General features: G+C 42.4%; 17 protein-coding genes. 6 read left to right on the top strand and 11 right to left on the bottom strand.

Annotated features, from left to right (window positions below; all coding sequences use genetic code 11):
- The first annotated feature begins 14 nt into the window (after positions 1 to 14).
- Positions 15 to 515, top strand: coding sequence for a cyclic pyranopterin monophosphate synthase MoaC (gene moaC, locus N0824_RS09105; RefSeq protein ID WP_108936523.1), 501 nt, complete (start codon positions 15 to 17; stop codon positions 513 to 515).
- Positions 516 to 738: 223 nt separating this feature from the next.
- On the opposite strand, the gene bchH is transcribed toward moaC, so the two are convergent.
- The gene (gene bchH, locus N0824_RS09100) at positions 739 to 4,404 is read right to left on the bottom strand and encodes a magnesium chelatase subunit H (protein ID WP_108936522.1); all 3,666 of its coding nucleotides are present in this window, start codon (positions 4,402 to 4,404) and stop codon (positions 739 to 741) included.
- Positions 4,405 to 4,780: 376 nt separating this feature from the next.
- Positions 4,781 to 6,511, bottom strand: a complete 1,731-nt coding sequence (locus N0824_RS09095; RefSeq protein WP_108936521.1) for a diflavin flavoprotein — start codon at positions 6,509 to 6,511, stop codon at positions 4,781 to 4,783.
- 365 nt (positions 6,512 to 6,876) lie between these two features.
- On the opposite strand from N0824_RS09095, the gene N0824_RS09090 reads away from it, so the two are divergent.
- Positions 6,877 to 7,167, top strand: a complete 291-nt coding sequence (locus N0824_RS09090; protein WP_108936520.1) for a hypothetical protein — start codon at positions 6,877 to 6,879, stop codon at positions 7,165 to 7,167.
- Positions 7,168 to 7,287: 120 nt separating this feature from the next.
- Here the strand turns inward: N0824_RS09090 and hypF are convergent, their stop codons facing one another.
- The 3 genes from hypF to N0824_RS09070 form a co-directional block, all read right to left on the bottom strand.
- On the bottom strand, positions 7,288 to 9,552 hold the full coding sequence (hypF, locus tag N0824_RS09085; RefSeq protein ID WP_108936519.1) for a carbamoyltransferase HypF: 2,265 nt from the start codon (positions 9,550 to 9,552) through the stop codon (positions 7,288 to 7,290).
- 49 nt (positions 9,553 to 9,601) lie between these two features.
- Positions 9,602 to 10,276, bottom strand: coding sequence for an ATP-dependent Zn protease (locus tag N0824_RS09080; protein ID WP_108936518.1), 675 nt, complete (start codon positions 10,274 to 10,276; stop codon positions 9,602 to 9,604).
- Between the two features lie 448 nt (positions 10,277 to 10,724).
- Positions 10,725 to 11,177: a hypothetical protein gene (locus N0824_RS09070; RefSeq protein WP_108936517.1), complete on the bottom strand. Its 453-nt coding sequence runs from the start codon at positions 11,175 to 11,177 to the stop codon at positions 10,725 to 10,727.
- Between the two features lie 366 nt (positions 11,178 to 11,543).
- Here N0824_RS09070 and hisN point away from each other — a divergent pair, with 366 nt between their 5' ends.
- A complete protein-coding gene (gene hisN / locus N0824_RS09065; RefSeq protein ID WP_108936516.1) occupies positions 11,544 to 12,350 on the top strand; it encodes a histidinol-phosphatase in 807 nt (268 codons plus the stop codon).
- A 48-nt stretch (positions 12,351 to 12,398) separates the two neighbouring features.
- Here hisN and rpe read toward each other — a convergent pair whose 3' ends face one another.
- A complete protein-coding gene (gene rpe / locus N0824_RS09060) occupies positions 12,399 to 13,106 on the bottom strand; it encodes a ribulose-phosphate 3-epimerase (RefSeq protein ID WP_104397903.1) in 708 nt (235 codons plus the stop codon).
- A 526-nt stretch (positions 13,107 to 13,632) separates the two neighbouring features.
- Here rpe and N0824_RS09055 point away from each other — a divergent pair.
- Positions 13,633 to 13,998 (top strand): DUF1815 family protein, encoded by a 366-nt coding sequence (locus N0824_RS09055; RefSeq protein WP_046661499.1) that lies wholly within the window; start codon positions 13,633 to 13,635, stop codon positions 13,996 to 13,998.
- A gap of 44 nt (positions 13,999 to 14,042) precedes the next feature.
- On the opposite strand, the gene N0824_RS09050 is transcribed toward N0824_RS09055, so the two are convergent.
- Together N0824_RS09050 and N0824_RS09045 are read right to left on the bottom strand one after the other, a co-directional pair.
- Positions 14,043 to 15,008 carry a glycosyltransferase family 2 protein gene (locus N0824_RS09050; RefSeq protein WP_108936515.1) on the bottom strand — a complete coding sequence of 322 codons (966 nt, stop codon included), beginning with the start codon at positions 15,006 to 15,008 and terminating at the stop codon, positions 14,043 to 14,045.
- Positions 15,005 to 16,663 carry a glycosyltransferase family 39 protein gene (locus N0824_RS09045; protein ID WP_108936514.1) on the bottom strand — a complete coding sequence of 553 codons (1,659 nt, stop codon included), beginning with the start codon at positions 16,661 to 16,663 and terminating at the stop codon, positions 15,005 to 15,007. Before N0824_RS09045 ends, N0824_RS09050 begins: the two co-directional genes overlap by 4 nt.
- Before the next feature lie 240 nt (positions 16,664 to 16,903).
- Here N0824_RS09045 and N0824_RS09040 point away from each other — a divergent pair, with 240 nt between their 5' ends.
- Both N0824_RS09040 and N0824_RS09035 read left to right on the top strand, forming a co-directional pair.
- Entirely contained in the window at positions 16,904 to 18,508 is a 1,605-nt protein-coding gene (locus N0824_RS09040; protein ID WP_108936513.1) for a glycosyltransferase 87 family protein, read from the top strand.
- Between the two features lie 64 nt (positions 18,509 to 18,572).
- Complete coding sequence (locus tag N0824_RS09035) at positions 18,573 to 19,430, top strand: glycosyltransferase (protein ID WP_108936512.1); 858 nt, start codon at positions 18,573 to 18,575, stop codon at positions 19,428 to 19,430.
- Between the two features lie 84 nt (positions 19,431 to 19,514).
- On the opposite strand, the gene N0824_RS09030 is transcribed toward N0824_RS09035, so the two are convergent.
- The 3 genes from N0824_RS09030 to N0824_RS09020 form a co-directional block, all read right to left on the bottom strand.
- Positions 19,515 to 20,324, bottom strand: a complete 810-nt coding sequence (locus N0824_RS09030) for a DNA adenine methylase (RefSeq protein WP_108936511.1) — start codon at positions 20,322 to 20,324, stop codon at positions 19,515 to 19,517.
- A 72-nt stretch (positions 20,325 to 20,396) separates the two neighbouring features.
- A complete protein-coding gene (locus tag N0824_RS09025; RefSeq protein WP_108936535.1) occupies positions 20,397 to 20,972 on the bottom strand; it encodes a Uma2 family endonuclease in 576 nt (191 codons plus the stop codon).
- A gap of 177 nt (positions 20,973 to 21,149) precedes the next feature.
- On the bottom strand, positions 21,150 to 23,081 hold the full coding sequence (locus N0824_RS09020) for a transglycosylase domain-containing protein (protein ID WP_108936510.1): 1,932 nt from the start codon (positions 23,079 to 23,081) through the stop codon (positions 21,150 to 21,152).
- Between the last annotated feature and the right edge of the window lie 149 nt (positions 23,082 to 23,230).

The raw sequence follows: 23,230 nt of genomic DNA, 5'->3' as shown, positions 1-23,230 counted from the left end.
CACAGGTTCATTCAATGACGCAAGAGGGTAAAGAAAAATTATCTCATCTCGACAGCCAAGGCGAGGCCCGGATGGTGGATGTATCGGAGAAAATGCCCACTAAACGCACTGCTATCGCCCTAGGACAAGTGAGAATGCTAAAAACGACTTTTGAAGCCATAGAACAGGGAAATGCGCCTAAAGGTGACGTTTTAGGGACGGCCAGACTAGCGGGAATTATGGCGGCCAAACAAACTTCCTCCTTAATTCCCCTTTGCCATCCCTTACCCCTGCAAAAAATCAATGTTCAGATTATCCCGAAAGCAGAGTTACCCGGCTACGAAATTCGGGCAGAAGTGGTGACAAAATCGGAAACTGGGGTAGAAATGGAGGCTTTAACGGCGGTATCTGTGGCAGCCTTGACTTTATACGATATGGCTAAAGCGTTAGAAAAATCAATCCTGATTGAAAATATCCGTCTGCTGAGTAAAACAGGAGGGAAATCAGATTATCATCAGGATTCCCTGTTGCGATGAAAACCCTAAGTAGGGTTTGCGGCAAAAAGTTTTTCCTGGTGGCAGGGTGTGGGGTGTGGGGTGTGGGGTGTGGGGTGTAGGGTGTGGGGTTTTACCAATTTTCAGGGAGTCAATTACCTAATTTTCGGGGAAAAAGTACCTGACTCCAATCGCTGGCACTTGTTGATTTCAAAAAAGCCTAAAGATATTATCCAAGAAGGTTTTTAGATTTATTCAGCAAACCCTAAGTAACCCCTTCTAATTTTTCATCGGTCAATTGATATAATTCCTGTAATTTCTCTAATTTGTCGGGGTCTGCTTGCCAAAAACCGCGACCCTGTGCTTCTAACATTCTACCGACAATATTACGGAAAGCTTCAGGATTAGCTTGACGCAATTTTTCCGCCATTTCTGCATCAAAAGCGTAGGTATCGGCTGCCTGATCATACACCCAATCGTCACTAAAATTAGCCGTACCACCCCAACCAATTAAAGCGGTCATTCTTTGGGAGATTTCGTAGGCCCCACCGGAACCTTGATTAACCATGGCATTTGCCCATTTAGGATTGAGTAATTTACTGCGGTATTCTAAGCGCAAAACCTCCTCTAATTTGCGGGGAGTTGTATCATTGGAAAAACTCTCAACAAAACTTGTCATCACCCGTTGACCACTTTGTTTTTCTGCGGCTAATTTTAATCCTCCCGTGTTGCCGTAGTATTCCTGAATATCGGTTAAACCGTATTCTACCGAGTCAATTTCTTGGATAATACTTTCACTGGTTTTTAATAACTGTTGTAGCACTTCTGGTCGCGCTTGTCCCTTATCTTGACGACCATAACTAAAAACATTACGCTTTTCCCAAGTTTTCGCTAATTCGTTGTCATTGTCCCAATTTCCTTCCACTACTTGGTCATTAACTAAAGAGCCAAAATCCCCAGCAGGATTGGAAAATAAACGAGCGCTGGCATTGTCAATACCCTGACTTTTTAAGGCTAAATAGTGCTTACGGATATAATTATCATTTTCCGATTCTTCTATCTCGGCTGCCCGCTGCATTAAATCATCCAATAACTCGATAATATTGATAAAAGTATCCCGAAAAATTCCCGATAAATTAGCCAAAATATCGATGCGCGGGTGTCCAATTTCCCCTAGAGGTTTTAATTCATATCTGACAATTCTTCCTGTCCCCTCTTTCACCGGTTCCGCACCGACTAATTCTAAGAGAATACCCAAGGATTCACCCTTAGTTTTAATCACATCTAATCCCCAGAGTAAAACCGCTACAGTTTCGGGATATTTTCCTTTTTCGGTTAGGTTTTGTTCTAGCAGTTTTTTGGCGATTTCTCGTCCGCGGGTGTAGGCTGCCGGGGAAGGCATCCGGTAGGGGTCTAAAGCGTGTATATTGCGTCCTGTGGGTAAAACTCCCGCACCATCTCGGAGTAAATCACCCCCCGGCGCTGGGGGTATATATTCCCCATTTAATCCCCGCAAAAGATTAGTTAATTCTTCGCTATTTTGTCCTAATAAATTTTTAATAGCAATGCCTTCTTTAAGCTTTTCATTGGTTGCTTCGTCAGCGATAATTTGCTGAAATTCTCGCTCAGATAAATCGGTAAAATAAGCATCAAGATAACCTTTTAATTCTTCCTGATTGGGAGCAGTTCCTAGGGTGTGTAACCCGGAAGAAAATAGTCTTTGTTCGACGATTTGTAGGTAATTATACACCTTGACAAAATAATCGGTTAGTGCATAGCGACTAAATAATTTGGCATTTTCTAAAGTGAATTCTATTCCCTGTTTTTCTGCTTCCAGAAAAGGACAATCTTTAGAGATACCTGTATCAATAATCTTTTGCAGGATACTATCTCTTAAAGCGTAATTTTTCTCAGGATTTTCTCGAAACTCGGCAATCAAATCTCGTAAAATCATCAATTCTTTATATAATCCCGCTCGTCCGTAGGGAGGCACATTATGGGAAATTAACACCCCATAACCGCGACGTTTAGCTAGGATAGATTCCGAGGGATTATTAGCGGCATAAATATATAAATTCGGTAAATCTCCTAATAAAATATCTGACCAAGAATAACCGGTATTTCCTAGGGGTGAACCGGGCAGCCATTCGACAGTTCCGTGCATACCAAAATGAACGAGCGCATCGGTCTTAAAATCTTTCTGTAACCACTGATAAAAGGCTGCATACTGAGGGTGAGGAGTTAAATCTTTTTCAAACATTAACCGCATCGGATCCCCAGCAATTCCTAAAGGTGGTTGCACTCCAATCCAGATATTACCTAACTCAATTCCCCCTAAATGATACTGGTCGCCAATAGTTTTTATACCCGCATCTTTTAGGGATTTCCAGTTTTTTTCGATGCGAGAAGTTAATAGATAACCTAGCCAATTTTCTAAAGTTTCTATCGATAAACGATTTTGTTTAGAGAGATTTTCATCATCGGCAAATTTAACTTTTTGAATAATTTCTTCCCCGTCTTCGGGAATCGTTCCCAGATTATAACCCTGCGCTTGTAAAGCTTGTAAAAACTTAACTAAACTCCGGGGAACATTTAATAAAGCAGCCGTACCAACTGCCCCATAACCCGGGGGAAATCCATAGAGAATGATGGCTATTTTGCGTTCTTGGGGAGGGGTTTTATGTAACTTAATCCAACTGTTTAAACGTCCAGTTAAACGCTGTAATCTTTCGGGGATTAAATAGATAGTTTCCCCCACTAATCCCCCCAGAGGAATTGTATCAATTGCCCCATCTAACTCTGGTAAAGCGTATAAAACCACACTCTGTAAACCACCGATTCCCTGTCTTGTCCAAGAATAAATATCTTGAATCAATAAAGGGGCAGCGATAATGTAAGGAATATTTTTAGCAGACAGAATTCGTTTAGCCACTTCTACCTGTCTTCCTGCTTCCATAGAACCGGCGGGACCTCCCACCAAAGGAAAGCCAATCGTCGAGACAATTGCATCTACTGTCACCGCATCTTCACTTAAAGAAGGAGTTTCAATGATTCCTTTTTTTCTTTGCTGAATTTCGTAGTCTGTGGTTAACCAATCCCGAACAATTGTATGGCCTTCCACTCCGTTAATAAACACGGGTAGGGGAATTAAATTAGCCGTTTCAAAATGACGGATTAATTGATTAATATAGGGTAGTTTACTGATAACGTGCTTCCGATAAAGCAGCAGTGCCACCACTGGTTTATCAAGGGATTTATTTTTTTTATACCAAGTCAAATATTCTTGGGGAGTGAGAAAATAACCCTGATAATCGGGGTGTAATAGTCCCTTATTGGGAGTTTCGATGACTTCGGGTATTTCCTGTACTTTTAATCCTAGATATTTTTGGGCAATTACCCAACACATAGCGGCAACATTTTCGGTTCCTCCCGCATTCCAATAACCGTAAATAATTAACCAATTACGCAAATCTTGAACTTTTTTAGCGGGAATAAATTTCAGTAGTTTCGGACCAGTTTTAAGGAAACTGAGATAACCAGCTAACTTATCTTCTTCCTTGCCACTGGAAAATTTACTCAAGATAAATTGAATTGGTTTTGGCATTCCTTTTGGTTTATCCCCGATGGCAAATTCTCCCAAACGGGTTAAACTCATTAACTCTAAAGCAGACTCAAAAACTAAGCGAATCGGAATCTGTGCCGCTCGTTGCCGCAGCCAAGTAACTTGATCGTAATCGAAGATCAAACTAGCAAAAAAAACGTCGGCAGTGGCTAAAGCTTGCTCGACTATTTCCGGTTCGCTAGTCAAGGATTTATCGCTAAATACTTTTACTTCTAAATCAGGACATTTAGAACTAGCTAACTGGGCCGATTGCCGATATAAATTGGTGTTAAAGGTTTCAAAGCCAACAATTAAAACAATGCTTTTCATAAGAATATATTTTTATACTAAATCTGGTTATTAAAAACTGATTATTTATTCCCCCTTTTGCATGAGTGCCTCTCCTGATATGTAGCTTATACTCAACGGATGGCCGTATTACTTGCGATTTTATCACTCAATCCAAGCCTTTGGGGGGTTCTACCCCCCAAACCCCCCGTTGGGGGCGTGGCGCCGCCCCCAAACCCCCCGCGCATTAGTTTTTCGGTGAGATGCTTACAGGCAGCTGCTGATACATCTGTAATAATTTAAGAGTCACTACACTTGCAGGAGTGCCTATCCTGATATGTAGCCTGATTTAGTATTAGACCAATCAGGGTGGGTTATCCTGCCTGAAAACACCCCCTGAAATGATCATAACGACAAATCAATAATAACTGCCGGATTTGCGATGATGGATAGCGGTTAAACCCTGGTGTAAAACCTTGCCTTTTTCTGCGATCGCATAAATCAGCCAATGATCACCGCACTCCATTCGTTGTTCTACCCGACATTCCAGATAAGCGAGCGCTTCGGCCAGAATCGGCCCACCGTTCTCAGCTTTAGTGGTTTCGATATTAGCGAAACGATCTTCCCCTGGAGTAAAAGGTTTAAGAAAATGTTTCATTAAAGCCAAATGTTGACCTTCTTGGAGGATATTAAGGACAAAAGGCGTACCGCTATAGAGCAGAGACTCGATCGCTCGTTCTTTCGCCACGGCAATAGTCAATCCGGGGGGTGTGAACGTCGCTTGCGACACCCAAGAGGCTAACATGGCGCCGCGCAATTCCCCCAATTCGCAGGTGACGATACAGAGAGAACCCACCAAACGGCCCAGGGCCTGCGATCGCCGATCGCTTTGGGATTGGTTAACATTAGTTTTCGGTTGTCTGCTTTTGCGAGCTTTTTTGACTGCTTGAGCGAAATCGGTTCCCGCTTCCTCACAGGTCTTTAAAATTGCCTCCGTGGGCTTAAATTTAACCCGAATTGGCTCAAAACCGAAGCGATAACCGCCATCCCGGAATTTACTTTCCAAAAGATCGATCGCTTCCCCACTCCAACCGTAGGAGCCAAAAACACCCACCAGCTTGCTTTTATCGCCATTGGACAGGGTAATCCCCAAGGCGGTTTGGATGGGAGTCGGTGCGTGTCCTCCCAAAGTGGGGGAACCAAAGATAAAACCGACACTTTTTTCGATCGCCGTTTTGATCTCGTCTGGTTCAGCGAACTCGGCATTAATCGCCGTCACTGCTACTCCCGCTTTCGTGATCCCCATGGCGATCGCTTGAGCGAGGGTGGCAGTGTTGCCGTAGGCACTAGCATAAATCAGAGCGATTGTCAACTCTTGGGACTTTTGTACTGCTAACCATTGTTGATAGGAAAGGGTCAATTCGTGCATCCCGTAACGCACCAGAGGACCGTGACCAACGGCATAAAATAAGGGCGATTTAGCGGCTAATTTCTCCAAAGCGTTGCTAATTTGGCTGGCATAGGGAGCCATGAGACAATCGAAATAATAACGCCGATCTTCGTTATAAACGCTCCAACCCTCATCAAAAATTTGGTCGCCACAAACGTGCGCCCCGAATAATTTATCGGTGTAGAGAATATCAGTTTTACTGTCGTAGGTACAGAGTTGATCGGGAAATCGGGGGTTAGGAGTGGGGATAAATTCTAATTGATGATTTGCTCCTAAATTTAATATTTCTTCCCCCTTGACAACGAACAGATTTAATGCTTCGGTTTCGAGAATTTTTTTCAGGGAAATTGCCCCCGGATTAGAACAAACAAAAGTGACTTGAGGAGCGATTTCTAAAAGTGCCTTGAGGGTGACGGCACGATTGGGGTTAACGTGACCGAGGATAATATAATCAATAGTTTTCGGGTCGATTCTTTTAGTTAAAGCCTCTAAAAATATATCCGAGAATGATTCTCCTGGTGGATCAAAAAGAGCGACCTTTTCACCTTTAATCAGATAACTATTGGCGGTGGTTCCCTTTTGTAATCCGTATTCGATCTCGAATTTTAACCGGTCCCAAGTGCGGGAACGAAAAACAAAAGTATCGGCGGCTATCGGTGCTACTTGTACATCTCTCGGTTTGACAATTGCATTATTCATAATTTTAGTTACCAGTTATCAGTTAAGTAGTCAAGTAGTTAAGCGGCAACTTGAGGCTGTCATCATTTTTTACTTGGCAAGTTTTGCATCAAAGTCAACACTTGATTTTTGACTAAATACAGCCTTTTATCCCTAGGGACGAGTGGGGAAATTTGCGGGTTATCTTGCCAGCCGGAAGGACATCAATATCTAAAGTACACCATCTCCGGGAAGAAACCTAGCTTCTAGCAATTTGTTCGCGGGTAAGGATACCCCTCTGGGGGGATTTGCCAGTCTATTGAGAAATTCTAAAGGGAAGGTGATCCCCAGAAGGGAAGTGCTAGTCTGAGGGAAACCCTGCTCTTTCCCTATCAGGCAAAGTTTTTATGAGCTATCAGCACTCGTCTTTTGACTGCACTAGCGCCAATTTTGAGAAAGCCGCTTTGACTCATTTTCGCACTCTTGTGGCTTTTTTACCCGATAATTGCCGTGTTTACCGACAAACCTGGGAATTTTCTACGGTTCTCTGTCTCGATTTTCTAGCCTGTTTGCAGGGACTAGCGATTACTCGTCAAAATTTTGCCCATCTAGTTAATGTGACACAAGAACTGGGTTTAGGTCAAGCAATTATTTTGAAAGTAGGCAATAAAATCGTCGAGTGGCATCGTTTAAGCTAAAATCTCAATTTTCGACAATCCCAACAGTCTAGAAAAAAATCGGCTCTCTGTGTTCTTTGTGTCTCTGTGGTTTATAACTACCTCTTGCCTGTCCTAACCAAGAAGTTAATTTTATCCTATCTAGAACCGTTTAAGTTCAGAAAAAGCCCCGATAATTTGACCAAGGCTAATACCACCATCATTAGTGGGAACAGTTTGCTGCCAGTAGGGTTGAAATCCCGAAGCTTGTAGGCGATTAATTGTTCTTTCCGTCAGATAACGATTTTGAAAACAGCCTCCCGTCAAGAGAATTTTTTCTCTACCTATTTGGTGAGCAATTTCTACAATAATCTCACTTAAACTATTATGAAATTTAGCGGCAATTATGCCGATTTGTACTGGTTTTTCTAAATCTTCAATAACTCCTAAAATTATCTGATTCCAATCAATAACTATGGGGGAGTCGGAGGATAAAGAAAAATGATAATACTCTTCCGTTTTAATGCCATCAAGGGCAAATTCTAACTGCATTGCTGCCTGTCCCTCAAAACTTAATTGATAACATAAACCTAGAATCGCCGCCACACCATCAAACAAACGCCCGACACTAGAAGTTAAAGGACAATTAATTTTTTTGGTTAACATTTGCCTAAAAATAGACCATTCCTGTTCACTAAAAGCTGATTTTATCCTATCAGTATTTTCCATAACTTCTAGTAATCCTAAAGCCACTCGTCTGGGTTCTTTAATCGCTTTTTCTCCTCCGGGTAATGGCCAGGGTTTAAAATGGGCGACTCGCTGCCAAGAATCGGCAGCAATATGGATAAATTCTCCCCCCCAAATTGTGCCATCTAAACCGTATCCTGTTCCATCCCAAGCAACCCCTAAAACCGGAGGTTGTAGCTGATGTTCTGCCATGCAGGATAAAACGTGAGCGTAATGGTGTTGAATGGGAATAACGGGTAAATTTAAGCTATAAGCGTACTTGGTTGCTAGATATTCAGGATGAGCATCACAGGCAATAACTTCGGGTGCAAACTCGTATAATTTTTTTAAACTATCGAGAATATTTTCAAAATGATTGACGGCATTAACTGTATCTAAATCGCCTATATGTTGACTAATAAAAACTTGATTTTTTTGGTAGATAGCCACGGTATTTTTAAAATAACTTCCCACGGCCAGAATCGGGGGAAAATCTCCCTCATTAACTTTAACTGGAAAGGGAGCATATCCCCGCGCACGGCGCAAAATCATCGCTTTTCCCGCCATTTCCCTGATAATAGAGTCATCCACTGGTCGAACTATGGGACGATTATGAACTAGAAATAAATCGGCGATTTTTCCTAATTTTTCTAAAGCTTCTTTTTCCTCAATACAGATAGGTTCATCGGCTAGATTACCACTGGTTGCTACAATAGGAAAGCCTAATTCTGCTAATAAAAGATGGTGTAGGGGAGTATAGGGTAACATGACTCCTAGATAGGGATTACCCGGAGAAACGGCAGCAGAAAGATAATTTTTTCGCTGTTTAATCAGGACAATTGCCGCTGCAGGAGACTGCAATAATTGCGATTCTAAAGAAGATACATAACCGTGGTTTTTCACTAACTCAAGATTAGGATACATCACGGCAAAAGGCTTATCCGGTCGCTGTTTACGTTGTCGCAATTTTTGCACTGCTTCCGTATTTCTTGCATCGACAACCAGGTGAAATCCTCCTAATCCTTTGATCGCCATAATTTTTCCCTGTTCAATTGCTCTAGCAGTAGCAATTAAAGCTTGATCTTTTTCCGCTAATACACATCCTTGACTATCTAAAAGACTAATTTGGGGTCCGCAACGAGGACAGGCATTCGGTTGGGCATGAAAACGGCGATCTAGAGGGTTTTCGTATTCCCTTTGACATTCGGGACACTGATTAAAACCCCTCATAGTTGTGGCACTGCGATCATAGGGCAAACTCTCGATAATACTGTAGCGAGGACCGCAGTTAGTGCAGTTAGTAAAAGGATAGCGATAACGACGATTATTCGGGTCAAAAATATCGGCTAAACAATCGGGACAAGTGGCTAAATCGGGCAGAACAATTGTATTTTTTTCACCGCCGCTACTGTGACGTATGCTAAAGTTTTGATAACCGATGGGATTTAACCATTGAGTCTCAATATTTTCAATTAGCGATTGAGGTGGTTTTTCTAAAGATAATCGATTCAAAAAAGTTTCTAGTTTGTCTCGATTGCCCTCGACTTCAATAAAAACTCCCGCTGCTGTATTATTCACCCAACCAGTTAGGTTTAATTCCGTTGCTAATCGATAAACAAAAGGACGAAAACCGACCCCTTGTACTGCTCCGCGCACAATTAAAGCTAATCGCTGATCGGATTGAATGCTCTGATTATTCATAAAGATTTAACGGAGAAATTATCAAATCTATCCCTGATTACTTTTCCCGTTATACTAAACTTTCACTAATCACCCGACAGCATTCTTCCACACTTGCCCTTTTTTCCATAGCTATCACTAAAGCTTGATAGGCAGTCTGTTGTTTTTCTAAAAGAGTTTTTGCCTGCAATAAACTCCAGCGCTCTTTTTGGGCATAATTATTCTCAGGAACCCCCGCTAATTTTAAGGCCGATTGCAGATAAAATCGATCGCTTTCTCCCCCCTCCGCTTTACCATAAACTAAGGTTTCGGCAGCAATTCCCGCCATCCACACCGTAGAAATTCTCTCTAAAAAAGCAGGAAAATCGGTAAAGTTCTTGACTTTTTGCTCTAAATCTGCTAGGTCAAATTGAACACCGCCGACTCCCTCCTGGCCTTGACGAAAGGCTTCCCAAGCGGTCAAACTATAACTGGCGATCGGAATGCCCAAAATATAAGCGGTGAGAAAATGTCCGGCTTCGTGGTGAATAACTCTTTGACGGTGTTTACTAGGAGAAAGAGCATCCAGTAGCAAAGTCACGCCCCGGTTATTAAAGGTGAGAGTATCAACGGTAACTAATCCCAAGAGGCTAAGAGTAGCTAAAGCGGGGACAAAAGGCGAAATAGACAGCAAAGGAGTGACAAATACGGAAAGAGTGATCGAAAAAACGGTAATCGCGATCAGATTTAAAGCTGTCTGTTCCATAAAAATTAATAAAAATATACAAATGCTTAATACTATGTTACCGAAAAATTGGGATTAAAGCCTCGCCCTTTTAGGGCGACTTTATATGATCTATGATATTAAGAATAGCGGGCAGGGTAAGCAACCGCTTAAAAAACCCAGTCATCGCCGGATGAACGCACCTTGAAAACTAGAGTTATGGGGTTCTATAGGGGAATGCTCCTATAGGTAAAAATTCTCAGCACCAAGTACCAGAGAAACCAAGCATTTTAGAGGTTTTGAACTGTATCGTGGGGCACACGAAAACAGGCTTCTGTAAGGGAGCGAAAGTCTGAGGAGAGAACCACCTCTGGGTGGGATTTCGCCAGGAATCTAATTCAAGTGGACTCGTTGAGCCAGAAATTCACAGCAGTGATGCTAGAAGAATCCACGTCCGTTTACGGCGTGGGGTATGTCAAATTCCTTAGTTTTATTTTCCCCGAATCAACCAACCAATTACCCCACCCACAAAAGCAGTCACAATCGATATACCGATCTGTTTCCAGTTTTTTACTTCCCCAATTTTTTCAGCTAAATCGGGAATTTTTCCCACGGATGCCTCGATGAGTTGCACTCTTGCATTTAAACCCGTGATTTTTGCGTCTAAAGTCCTGATTTCTCCCTTAATTTCCGTCTGTCCTATCTCTAGGACTTGAATTTCTCTTTTGATCTCTCCGACGCTATTCTCGATCGCTTTTTGTCCATTCTCCAAAGAGGTTAAACGAGTTTCGATCGCTTTTTGTCCATTCTCCAAAGAGGTTAAACGAGTTTCGATCGCTTTTTGTCCACTCTCCAAAGAGGTTAAACGAGTTTCGATCGCTTTTTGTCCATTGATAATCAGATTTTCTAACCTTTTTAGGTCATTTTCCGTAAAAGCCGTCATCAGCTAAACTCCTAATAGATTAATTTTTTCTCGTCTTGAGATTGAGTCGATCGTTGACTAATTTAATTATGGAGTCAAAATCAAACTGTTACCCACTGATAGTTCTAGCTTCGACGCGGCAATAGGGATTTAGGGTGATAGGCAAATTTCCCCCACTTCCCCACTTCCCCACTTCCCCTTTCCCATAAATAAACATTATTGTTTTCCTGTATGGATAACTTTTATTGATGAATATTGATCGCACTATCCAAGAGGCAATAGGGATTTAGGGTGATAGGGAAATTTCCGCTAAATCCTCCACCTCTCCCCACTTCCCCTTTCCCATAAATAAACATTATTGTTTTCCTGTATGGATAACTTTTATTGATGAATATTGATCGCACTATCCAACTAGCTCATCAATTAGCGGACGCGTCTGGAGAGATTATCCGGCGCTATTTTCGGCAGCCCCATCTAGAAACCGAGACCAAACTCGAGCAAGTTTCCTCAATAGTAACAATCGCCGATCAAGAAGCTGAGGAGGCGATGGTGGCGATTATTCGGCGAGAATTACCCGAAGATGGGGTTATTCGGGAAGAAGGAGCCAATATTCCCTCCCAAAGTGGTCGTTATTGGGTATTGGATCCGATCGATGGCACATCCTCTTTTGTCAAAGGATTGCCGATTTTTGGAACTTTAATCGGCCTAGTGGCAGAAAATCAACCGATTTTAGGAATTGTCTATCAACCGATTTTAGGCGATCGCTGGTTAGGAGTGAAGGGAAAAGCCAGTCTTTATAATAACCGGATGATTGTTAATCCCTATCGTCAGGATCGGGAACTTGTCTTAAAAAATGCCTGTTTAGCCTCCACCACTCCCTTAATGTTTATCACAGAACGACAACAAGCGATCGCTCGTCAGCTGCAAAGCGTCTGCAAACGTACCGCTTTTGGGGGTGATTGTTATAACTATATGATGTTAGCCACTGGCTGCACTGCCATGCCGATGGTAATCCTAGAATCAGACCTGAAATACTACGATTTTTGTGCTTTAATCCCGATTATTGAAGGTGCGGGCGGAATAATTAGCGATTGGTCTGGTAATCCCCTAAAAGCTGATTCTAGCGAAGTTTTAGCCGTCTCTAATTCTGGTTTATGGCGGCAGGTTTTAGAACAAATCAGTAGAGTGGGTTAGTGCCAATACTAAGATAATTAATCAACAGCTAACCCACCCCTGCGGCAATTAAACCGTGGCTAATTGAGGTTGGGGACGTTTGCTGTTACGGATACCTTCGATCGCCGTCGCGTAATCGGGGGCATTAAATACCGCCGAACCTGCTACAATCGCATTAGCGCCCGCTTCGAGAACTTGCCAAGTATTAGCCGGTTTCAAGCCGCCATCCACTTCAATCCAAGGATCCAAGCCTTTTTCATCGCACATTTGGCGTAATTGACGGATTTTGGGGACAACTTCCGGGATAAAACTCTGGCCACCAAAACCGGGGTTAACGCTCATAATTAGGACTAAATCGCACAAATGCAGCACATATTCGATTAAATCTAAGGGAGTGGAGGGATTTAATACCACACCCGCTTGTTTACCGAGTTCGCGGATCTGACAAAGAGTACGATGAAGGTGGGGAGAAGCATTATGTTCAGCGTGAACAGAAATAATGTCAGCACCCGCTTTCGCAAAGTCAGCCACATATTTTTCTGGTTCCACGATCATTAAATGCACATCTAAAGGTTTTTTCGTATAGGGACGAATAGCGGAGACAATCAGGGGTCCAATGGTGATATTCGGGACAAAACGACCATCCATCACATCAACGTGAATCCAATCGGCTCCTGCCTTATCCACAGCCTCGATATCGGCTCCTAATTTACTAAAATCCGCCGATAGGATCGAGGGAGAGACAACGATCGACTTCGAGCTTCCGTTTTGGGTCATGGCTAACTATAGAATTTCGTGTTTATATTTTCGTAACAATCTTATCAGCAATCAGTGATCAGTGATCAGTGATCAGGAGTCAGGAGACAGGAGATTATTTTTATTTATTCTCCCCACACCCGACACCCCACACCCCACACCCTACACCCCACACCCGACACCCCACAACCCACACCCCACACCCTACACCCCACACCCCTCCGCATCCGGCATAGAAGCATAGGTTTATGTAATTGTCAATATAGATTTACGAACTTTTTTGTCGAAACCGGATCATAAACTTTAAAAATGGGCATGATGGGAATGGTTGGGATCGAGGAGGTGGAAAGATGGATAAACTGGTGGCTTTGTAGTTATATATACTTGGCGAACTCAGGAATTCACGCTACCCTAGGCCTCGGGTTCTTTACATTTTGTTGCTTAACATCCGTAAAAAAACTTGGTTCACATACCTTATTTTCTCAAGCAAGAATCTTAAAAAAGTATTAAGGTTTTATAATTGAGGAGTGTTGTCAGGAGGAACATTGTGTTTAAACGACTTGCAGAACAGCATCGCCAACTGGTCAAAGACTTAGTCATGGATTTACAGGCCTTAGCGATCGCACTAGAAAATCAAGGTTATCTAGCATCTTGCTACACCTGTGGCGGTCAAATGAACAGCGCATCTTTTATGGTGGGATTGGGGGAAACCCATCTAATTCGGTTTCTCGTGTCCGATTACGGCATCACCTGGACAGAAATGCGCGACGATCGAGAGTTAATGAAACTCGAAGGTGCGGAAGCCATCAGCCAACTAGAGGAATTAGCCAATCTGATTAAATATCAAATTTCGCCAGCGGAATTTATTGGCAAAAAACCCTCCTCCGTGCTGCAACAGTTACAGACGATTTAACCAGAGATTTGATCTAGACTTGTATGTTTAGTGAACTTTTTTCCCTAACCTTTTGGCCAACTGTTAGCTAGATAAGCCATTCGTTTCATCTCTTTGCGTCCCCGGGAGACGGAATCGAGGATCATGCCACAGGTCAAACTTAAAAAGGCTAAAAGCATGATCGAGGCCGATAAAATGGCGGTGGGAAAACGTGGTACTAAGCCGGTTTCGAGGTATTCAAATAGGACGGGAATCGCTAAGAGAAGGGAAATAACCGCCAAAATCAGCGAGACAAGGCTAAAAAAGAGAAAAGGACGAATTTCTTTAAATAGTAGGATAGCGGTTCCCAATACCCGCCAGCCATCTTGAAAGGTTTTTAACTTACTTTGGGAACCCTCGGGACGTTCCCCGTAGAGGGTTGGTTCTTCAGCGAAGGGAATTTTTAATTCTAAAGCGTGGATAGTTAACTCGGTTTCAATCTCGAAACCATTGGACAAAGCGGGAAAAGATTTGACGAAACGACGGGAAAAGACGCGATAACCGGAGAGCATATCGATTAAACGCGCTCCAAACAGAAATTTCACGAATCCCGTTAAAAATAGATTACCAGCGCGATGACCCCGGCGATAAGCCTGGGAGGATTTTGCCGCTTCCCGACGCGCACCGACCACCATATCTAACTGTTCCCCCAGCATTCGTTCAATTAAGCGACGTACTGCCGCAATTTCGTAGGTATCATCACCATCGATGAGAATATAGATATCCGCTTCGATATCGGCAAACATCCGCCGGACAACATTGCCTTTTCCCGGTTGGATTTCCTGACGCCCGATCGCCCCGGCTTTGAGGGCCTCGGTCACGGTATCATCGCTAGAGCGGTTGTTATAAACATAAATTGCTGCTTCTGGCAGAAAAGTTTGGAATTGGGAGACAACTTTAGCGATCGTTAGTTCTTCGTTGTGACAGGGAATGATGGCGGCGATACGGTAGTTTTGTAAGGAAATCGGCGGAATAGAGGTCATTTCGATCATGGCTGACGACAATGTTTAATGATAGTTAGGGGGGTTTCTTGGCGTTGGACGGCATGAACAGTGGGACAATGGGGGAAAGCTTGGAAATAATCGTATCGGGATAAACCCATGTAATAATCGGGGTCGGGGGCCTTTCCCGAAGCAAAGTCATCTCGATAGATCATCGTAAAGTTTCGCTGGTGATCCTCTACCATTTCTGCCGCAAACATCGGACCGGCAACGACTATGGTAGAGTTAGCGGCGGCATTTTGATTAAGCCATTCCATCCCCTCTTTGAGACTTAATCCCCAGTAATCGGTTTCCTGTTGACCCTGGGCTGCTTTTAAGCCTCCGTAGGCGCGGTTATAGTAGGTGTATTCGTAGGGATGTAGGCTAATCATGTCATAGACAATGAGGCTAAAGTTGAGGATTAGCAGGGTCGTTAGAAAGATTTTTATTGACTTTTGTTTGAGTTTATGGTATGTCCAAATAATGGCCGTAGTTGCGATCGCTACTAGGGCGGGAATGACAAATAAAAAGTGACGGATGCCGTCGTAGAGAGTAGATTGACGCAGTATAGCAACGGTGGGCAGTAAAAACGCTTGGAGTACGGTGATTATGGCGCAAGCACGCTGGGTTGGCGTTAATTTGGTCATTTTTGTCAAAATCACCATTACACCCACCAATACGGCGATTTGCAGGAGGACGGGGGTGGTGAGGGAAAATAGCCGGGGTAGATAGTACCAAGGTAGGGAACGACCGGGGATATTTTGACCGTCAAAGAGAACCGTATTATCCCAGATGTTATACTTTGACATGAGGGTTATCGCTTCGATAAACCAAGTAATCGGGTTTCTCCAAGCGGCGGGATGGACAATATAGGTGGTTATTGCCCAAAAAAATATAATAACTGCGTATAGGGGCAGAAAACGCCAGACGGTTTTGGGAAGGGTTTTGATATCCCAACGGGCCATCAGATGAGCGAAGATGAGATAAAAGAGGATAAAAAAGCCACCGATGCGAATTCCGGTGATTAAACCAGCGAGAATCCCGTAGAGGCAAGAATAAACGGTTAAACGGTTAAATCCTAGTTTAATGGCCTGATTTTCGGACTGAAAATATTTATCTAGTAATAGGGAACCAGCGAAGGTTCCGAGGGTGAACATGGCTGCAAAGGGTATATCTTTGGGATTAAAGAAGCTATGACCCCAAAAAGCGGGAAATAGGGCTAAAATTAGCGCACCTAACCAAGCAGATTCGATTCCTGCTAGGATAGCGACGATTCCCACCACCGATAGATAGGTAATCAGGGAAAAAAGAAAGGTGACGACGTGCTTAACCCGGGTTATTTGCCAGATCCTCGATAGCCATTTATCCTTATCAGTGGGATTGGGGGGAAGATTGGGGGTAGCAGGGAAAAAATTTTCTTTGGTTTTGTAGATAAGTTGGGAGATATAGTTAAAATAAAAGCCGTAATGACGGGACATTTCTGATATGGGCTTGTTTTCTCGGATATATTCGAGATTATGATTGACCATATCCACTTCGATCGGTTCGTCCCAAGTGATACCATAGTTTCCGACTACCGATAAACCGATTATCGCCACAACTAGGATGACCGATAGAATTTTTAGATAAGCTTGCTTGACCGAGATTAACCCTTTTTCGGACTTCATGGGCGATCGAGTCAGTATGGTGGGCAATTTTATCACCTTAGTATATCAAAATTTGGTCAACTTGCCCAAAGACGTTTTTTGGAGTCAAAAGTTTCTGTTTGTATTTGTTAGTCAAACATGGTATATCAAGTAAAAAGCTATCAGCTAAAAGGCCGACTCGTCCCAGAGCTAGTAATTAGTTTAATGGCACAAAAACGGGTTAGTTTTTCCGTGGAAGTCACCAAAATTATTGATTAAGTTATGACATTATTAAAACGGTTCTCCCTGACTCATCCCCTCTTCTGGGCAGTAGTTTATTTTATCGCACTAGGAATTATCTCGGTTATTTTAGGTCAAGATGTTAGCTGGGATTTACGCAATTATCATTTTTATAATCCCTATATGTTATTAACGGGACGTTTTAAGTATGATGTCCTCCCAGCACAGATACAAACTTTCTTTAATCCTTTGATGGATGTTCCTTTTTTTGTTGCTATCTATTACCTAAAACTACCTCCGGTGGTGGTTGGGTTTTTCTTGGGAGGATTTCACGGTTTAAATCAGTGGTTAGTTCATTTAATCACTTATCACTCCTTCGATAAGGTTTGCGAAAGATATAAGATAACCTTAAGCGTAGCAGCAGCAATTACCAGTATTTTTGGGGCAGCTTTTCTATCAGAGTTGGGAACCAGTATCGGTGATAGTACCAGCAGTGTTTTTGTTTTGACAGGATTATTTTTAATAATTGCTTGTCTTGGTTGTAATCAACCAGTGAAGCTGAAAACTATAATTTTCGCAGGATTGCTTTTAGGACTAGCAACAGGACTAAAATTGACCACGGCAATGTATAGTATCAGTTTAATCGTGGCCATTAGTTTTTTAACCAATACTATCAAGGAAAAGCTGCGTAATCTTCTGACTTTAATTCTCTCTATGGCTGTGGGTTTTTCCCTGACGATGGGTTATTGGATAATCCTGATGTGGACTAATTTTGCTAATCCCCTTTTTCCCTTTTTCAACAAAATTTTTCAATCTCCCTACATCGAAACAGATTTTAACCTGCAAGATACCCGGTTTTTACCGAAAGATGTTTGGCAATTTTTATTTTATCCCTTTTATTTTGTGCAGGAACAAACCCTAGTGGCTGAGGTAAAATTCAAAGAGACTCGTTTTGCTATTGCCTATCTTTTAATTGTTATTCTTCTGGGAGTGATTATTTATCAGTACACCTCTCGCCGTTCTCTAGAGCAACAAAATAATTTAGTCCATTTACCTATTCTCAGATTTTTACTACCTTTTTATTGTAGTGCCTATCTGATTTGGTTAAAGGGTTTTTCTATCTATCGTTACTTGATGGTTCTAGAGTTAATCACACCAGTTTTAATTATCCTGATCATTGCCTATCTTTATCCTCATAAAAGGACAGTTTTTATAATATCTATCGCTATTTTTTCCTTAATTGCCCCTACAGTCAAACCCTTAGACTGGTGGAGAATGGGATGGTCAGATAATTATTTTGGTATCGATAGTCAAGCATTAAAAACCTACGAAAATTCCACGATTGTTATGTGGGGAGATGAAGGAACAGGTTATCTAGTTCCCCATTTTCCTGCCTCGACTCGTTTTGTGCGATTGCGGGGAAATATGGGAGTCAGTGAGGGAACTTTAATGCGAAAAAATGCTGAGACATTCATTGCTAATACTCCCCCAGAATCTCTCTACATTCTCCAGACAGACTTTAATAAAAAATCCCCTGATATAGTGGAGGATTTGGCCAAAGAAAATCTCGTTATTGATTTCCAAAATTGTCAACCCTTTCCCACCAAAATCGAAAACTTTAATCTCTGTCGTCTCCAAAAAAAGTAATTAGCACGGAAAAGCCATTCTCTAACCATTGTTAATTGCCAGTGACTCCTAACTTTTATCTGTAATGATTTATCTATTGACGGTTAACTACAATTGCGCGGAATTAATTAAGCGTTTAATCGCTTCCCTCAACGATGACTTATCTGCTACTCTCATCATTGTTAACAATTCCACTGAAGATAAAAATATCCAATTTTTAGCAGCGGAAAGAGTCAAGATTATTGAAGCGGGGGAAAATTTAGGATTTGGGAAAGGATGTAATCTAGGACTTGATTGGATTTATCAACAAGACAGAGAAGCTATCGTTTGGTTAGTTAATCCCGACGCTTACTTATTACCAGACTCTCTGGAGAAAGCAAGCAAATTTTTTCAGCAATATCCGGAAGTTGCCATCGCTGGTACAGAAATTTACGAACCGGATGGTAAAATCTGGTTTGGTTGGGGAAATTTTAATGCCAAAATCGGCACAATTAACGTGGTAGAGGAATCCTTAGACTATGGAGATAAACCCTATCTTATTCCCGACTGGGTGACGGGATGCAGTTTATTAATTAACTTCTCTAATTTTTCCACTTGTCCCCATTTTGATACCGATTACTTTCTCTACTACGAAGACTTTGATTTTTCCCGAAGATACGCAAATCAAGGCTATTTAGTCGTTGTTACCAATCAGATTAAAATCATTCATGAACCATCTTCTATCACCCGACGCTATGGTTATCTAAGACTAACTCATAATATCTATGGTTATCTTCTCAGTCTCGAAAAACATACGACTTTAACTATCCTTATTTATCGCTTGCTGCGGATGAGTTTTATGTCTTTACTCATCCTTCCCATTAAACCCAAATTCTCCCTAGCTAAGTTAGAAGGAATTCAACTTTATTGTCAAAGAATTATCAGTAAACTGCGTCTAGGTTGAAACCCTGATTTTTGCCGCTTCAGGAAGTAGGCAGCCTTCAGCTTTTTTGCTGTGATCAATAGCATAGAGTATATCGGCATGGCACTAATAATTTTTGATCATTAATTCTCTACCGGATGCCGCCGCTCCTTGTTTATAATTATTCATACCATACTGAAGATTCCACTCGATAATATGGGCAAAATCAAAGAGTTTTCGTATCTCTGGACAATCATCGTAGGTAATTAACCATTTAGCCTGACATTGACGCATATTATCGGCAAAACGTTGATGATCGAAGCTGGTATGTAAATTCCCTCTTACGCCGTACAAACGGGATTTTGTGGCACTATAGTAGGGGGGATCGAGAAAGATAAAAACGTCTTTTCCCTCAGCAAATAATAATTCTTCGTAGTCTTGGTTAGTAATTTTTACCGATGCTAATAGGGGCGCAATTTGAGTTAATCTGGCAATTGATGAATCAGTAAATCTACTGGTAAAAGCTGCTTGAGAATACCCCCCCGAATCCACTGTTCCCGAAAAAGTAATCCGATTTAAGATAAAAAAACGCACCGCTTTCTCAAAGTCGGTTAACTTTAAATCTTCCCTTGTCAAATCTTGAAATAATTCTCGTCCGCTATCATATTTCTGTTTAATTTCTGTTATCTTTGCTACTAAAAACTCAATATTTTCTTGAGCGCATTGCCAGAAACAATATAAATCATAATTTAAGTCATTAATCCAATAGGTTTTTATTTGTTGTCCAAAGAGTTGCTTAACAGCAAAAAATACAGAACCCCCACCAAAAAAAGGTTCTCGATATTCCCTAATATTCACAGGAATTTGCGGCAGAATTTGCTTAATTGCCCGGGATTTCCCCCCCGGATAACGCAAGGGACTTTTGATTTTTGACATTTTATACTAAATCCGTTTATTATTGAATTTCGTCTAACGACCAAGTTAGTCCTCGTGATTCTCCCCAGACTTCTACTTACTTTGTCTAGCTTGACCAACTTTTAGCCAGGCAAAGATTTGTTGTGGAGTCAGTGTCAACTCAACCCCTGCAATTACCTTAAGTTGGTGATCTCCTCTGCAAACTTCCGGCTCTTGTTGGGGAGTAAACATTAAAACAGAATAATCATCTGGATCAAGCATCCATCCTAATTTACTGCCGTGTTTTAAACAATGTAAAATGTTGTCAATTACACGGTTTACCTTTTGATCCGGTGAAAGAATTTCGATAGTCCAATCAGGTGCTTCCCTAAAGTCGTCCTCTGGTTCACCTGCTTGATTGAGGTTAATTCGATTCCATGCAATTACGGCAACATCAGGAACGATCGAACGCCCGCCGAAGGTACATCGCAACTCAGGTAAAGCTGTATAATCAACAGTGTGGCTGTCAACCTCAGCTAAAAGACGTTTTTGCAGGATAGAGTGTCGAGTCTTAGGTATGGGTTTCTGAATTGCGACTCCATGCAAGTATTCCCATGCTGGAGAATCCTCCAAATATGGCAATTTGAGGAAATCTTCAAGGGTGAGACTCTCAGTCAAGGAAGTCGTCATCGGTTCAAGCAAAGATTTTTTTGTGACTTCATTATAAATGAACTTTATCTGGGTTTCTTACCGACGATTCAGGTATATTTAAGGAGAATTTGACCTCTCAATCAAATGGGTCGATTTCTTAACTATTCATACTATTTAACGAAAATGTTCGCAGGCATAACCAATTAGATTAACCATCTACTTAACCGTTGGTTTGCGGAATTTGGAAGGAGAAGGAAAATATTCTACCCGTTCATTTTTCAGAGCTTGTGCCATGAAATCGCGCCAAATGGGAGCGGCAAAACCGCCACCGGTGATACCTTTACCTAAAGTGCGATTTTGGTCATCTCCAATCCATACTGCCGTGGCTAATTGGGGAACATAACCGACAAACCAAACATTTTTCTCGTTATCGGTAGTACCGGTTTTTCCCGCTGCCGGACGACCTATTTGGGCCGAAGTGGCGGTTCCCCCTCGAATAACTCCCTGTAGGACAGAATTGAGGGAAGCGGTGGCCCAGGGGTCTAAAACTAGCTTCGGTTTGGGTGTATTATCGAGCATGACGTTACCCCGACTATCAGTAACACGCATGATAAAGGTAGGCTCGGAATGCCAGCCATTACTGGCAAAAGTAGCGTAAGCTCCCGCCATTTCCAGAGGAGTCACATCCACGGAACCCAAAGGTAAAGAAGTGACGGCAATTAAAGGACTCTCGAAACCCAGCAGACGACAGACTTCAATGACTTTATTTATCCCGACGCGACGACCGAGAACAACTGCGGGAATATTCAGAGACTGCACCAGAGCGCTACGCAGGGAAACCGGACCAGAAAAGCCGCCACCGTAGTTTTTTGGGCTATAGAAGCCGCCGGCCTCGCGAAAACGAATGGGAGCATCATTAACCACCGTTTCGGGGGTAAAACGACCACTAGCGAAGGCAGTATAATAGACAAAAGGTTTAAAAGCTGACCCCGGTTGACGACGGGATTGAATAGCTCGGTTTAATTGACTTTTATTGTAATCAACGCCACCGACGAGCGCCTTAACAAAATGGGTGCGGGGATCCACCGCAACTAGAGAAATTTGTAGGTCTTTGGTGCGAATACCGCGACCACGCAAGCTATTATAGGCCCGTTGAATGGTGGACTCGGCCATGTTTTGAAAGTCGAGATCTATCGTGGTTTGAATCCGCATTCCCCCTTTAGTTAGGGTTTCTTTGCCAAATTTTTGCCGCAATTCTGCCACCACTGCATCGGTAACGTAGGGTAATTTACTTTCTTGCCAAGCGGTGGGTTTACCCAGTTTCAGCGGTTCCTTTAAAGCGGTCTCTTCCTGTGCGGGGGTAATCCAACCTAAGCTACGCATCCGACTGAGAACCAGTGCCTGTCTTTCCTTGGCGGTTTTATAATTATTAAAAGGACTATAAACTTCCGGCGCTTGGATTAATCCGGCCATCATCGCCGATTCTGCTAAATTTAACTCGGAGGCGGGTTTATTAAAATAACTTTTAGCGGCGGTTTGGACTCCATAATTATTATGACCCCAATAGATATTATTGAGGTACATTTCCAGAATGTCATTTTTGCTAAAAACCTGTTCTACTCGTACTGCTAGGACTGCTTCAGCTAATTTACGGCTAACGGTGCGAGCATGGGAAAGAAAGATATTTTTGACTAACTGCATAGTGATGGTAGATGCACCTTCTACCACACCGCCACTTTTCCAGTTAGCCACTACTGCCCGACCGATACTATTAGGATTAATACCACGATGGTGATAAAAATGGCTATCTTCGATCGCCATCACTGCGCGTTTTAGATTGGGAGAAATTTGATCGAGTTCCACCACTTCCCGATTCGCTTCCCCGTGTAAGCTGGTCAGGGGTCTGCCTTTAACATCGTAGATATAACTGGTTTCTGTGGGAACGTAACCGCGTAAAATCCTCACATCGGGTAGATTGCGGTAACTAATCGCTAATCCTACCACAGCCCCCGTCACCACGGCCGTGGATACCATCAACAGGCCGAGAACAGTTCCCCCTGCGACTCTAGAGACTCCTTGGAAAAAGCTATCCGAGTCACTACTAGGTTTCTGCTCTTTGTCTTGATTGCCGAGGGTACTGGTGGACACGATGGTTACAATTTCCTTTTTCCAAGAGGGGACTGATCGATCGAACTGACTTACTTGAAAGTCTATTCTAAAGGTTTTGTTAAAAAATCGAATACTAGCTTACAGCAATTATGGCCGATCTGGCTCTAATTCGATCGGTCATGGCAGGG

Source organism: Microcystis sp. 0824 (assembly GCF_003112475.1).
Lineage (GTDB): Bacteria > Cyanobacteriota > Cyanobacteriia > Cyanobacteriales > Microcystaceae > Microcystis > Microcystis aeruginosa_C.
Note: the sequence above shows the minus strand (reverse complement) of the source record. Positions and strands in the feature narration are given on the sequence as shown.

What these genes read in the sequence shown, in the direction of transcription:
- moaC (WP_108936523.1), top strand. Translation starts at nt 15, where the DNA reads ATGACGCAAGAGGGTAAAGAAAAATTATCTCATCTCGACAGCCAAGGC.
- bchH (WP_108936522.1), bottom strand. Translation starts at nt 4,404, where the DNA reads ATGAAAAGCATTGTTTTAATTGTTGGCTTTGAAACCTTTAACACCAAT.
- N0824_RS09095 (WP_108936521.1), bottom strand. Translation starts at nt 6,511, where the DNA reads ATGAATAATGCAATTGTCAAACCGAGAGATGTACAAGTAGCACCGATA.
- N0824_RS09090 (WP_108936520.1), top strand. Translation starts at nt 6,877, where the DNA reads ATGAGCTATCAGCACTCGTCTTTTGACTGCACTAGCGCCAATTTTGAG.
- hypF (WP_108936519.1), bottom strand. Translation starts at nt 9,552, where the DNA reads ATGAATAATCAGAGCATTCAATCCGATCAGCGATTAGCTTTAATTGTG.
- N0824_RS09080 (WP_108936518.1), bottom strand. Translation starts at nt 10,276, where the DNA reads ATGGAACAGACAGCTTTAAATCTGATCGCGATTACCGTTTTTTCGATC.
- N0824_RS09070 (WP_108936517.1), bottom strand. Translation starts at nt 11,177, where the DNA reads ATGACGGCTTTTACGGAAAATGACCTAAAAAGGTTAGAAAATCTGATT.
- hisN (WP_108936516.1), top strand. Translation starts at nt 11,544, where the DNA reads ATGAATATTGATCGCACTATCCAACTAGCTCATCAATTAGCGGACGCG.
- rpe (WP_104397903.1), bottom strand. Translation starts at nt 13,106, where the DNA reads ATGACCCAAAACGGAAGCTCGAAGTCGATCGTTGTCTCTCCCTCGATC.
- N0824_RS09050 (WP_108936515.1), bottom strand. Translation starts at nt 15,008, where the DNA reads ATGATCGAAATGACCTCTATTCCGCCGATTTCCTTACAAAACTACCGT.
- N0824_RS09045 (WP_108936514.1), bottom strand. Translation starts at nt 16,663, where the DNA reads ATGAAGTCCGAAAAAGGGTTAATCTCGGTCAAGCAAGCTTATCTAAAA.
- N0824_RS09040 (WP_108936513.1), top strand. Translation starts at nt 16,904, where the DNA reads ATGACATTATTAAAACGGTTCTCCCTGACTCATCCCCTCTTCTGGGCA.
- N0824_RS09035 (WP_108936512.1), top strand. Translation starts at nt 18,573, where the DNA reads ATGATTTATCTATTGACGGTTAACTACAATTGCGCGGAATTAATTAAG.
- N0824_RS09030 (WP_108936511.1), bottom strand. Translation starts at nt 20,324, where the DNA reads ATGTCAAAAATCAAAAGTCCCTTGCGTTATCCGGGGGGGAAATCCCGG.
- N0824_RS09025 (WP_108936535.1), bottom strand. Translation starts at nt 20,972, where the DNA reads ATGACGACTTCCTTGACTGAGAGTCTCACCCTTGAAGATTTCCTCAAA.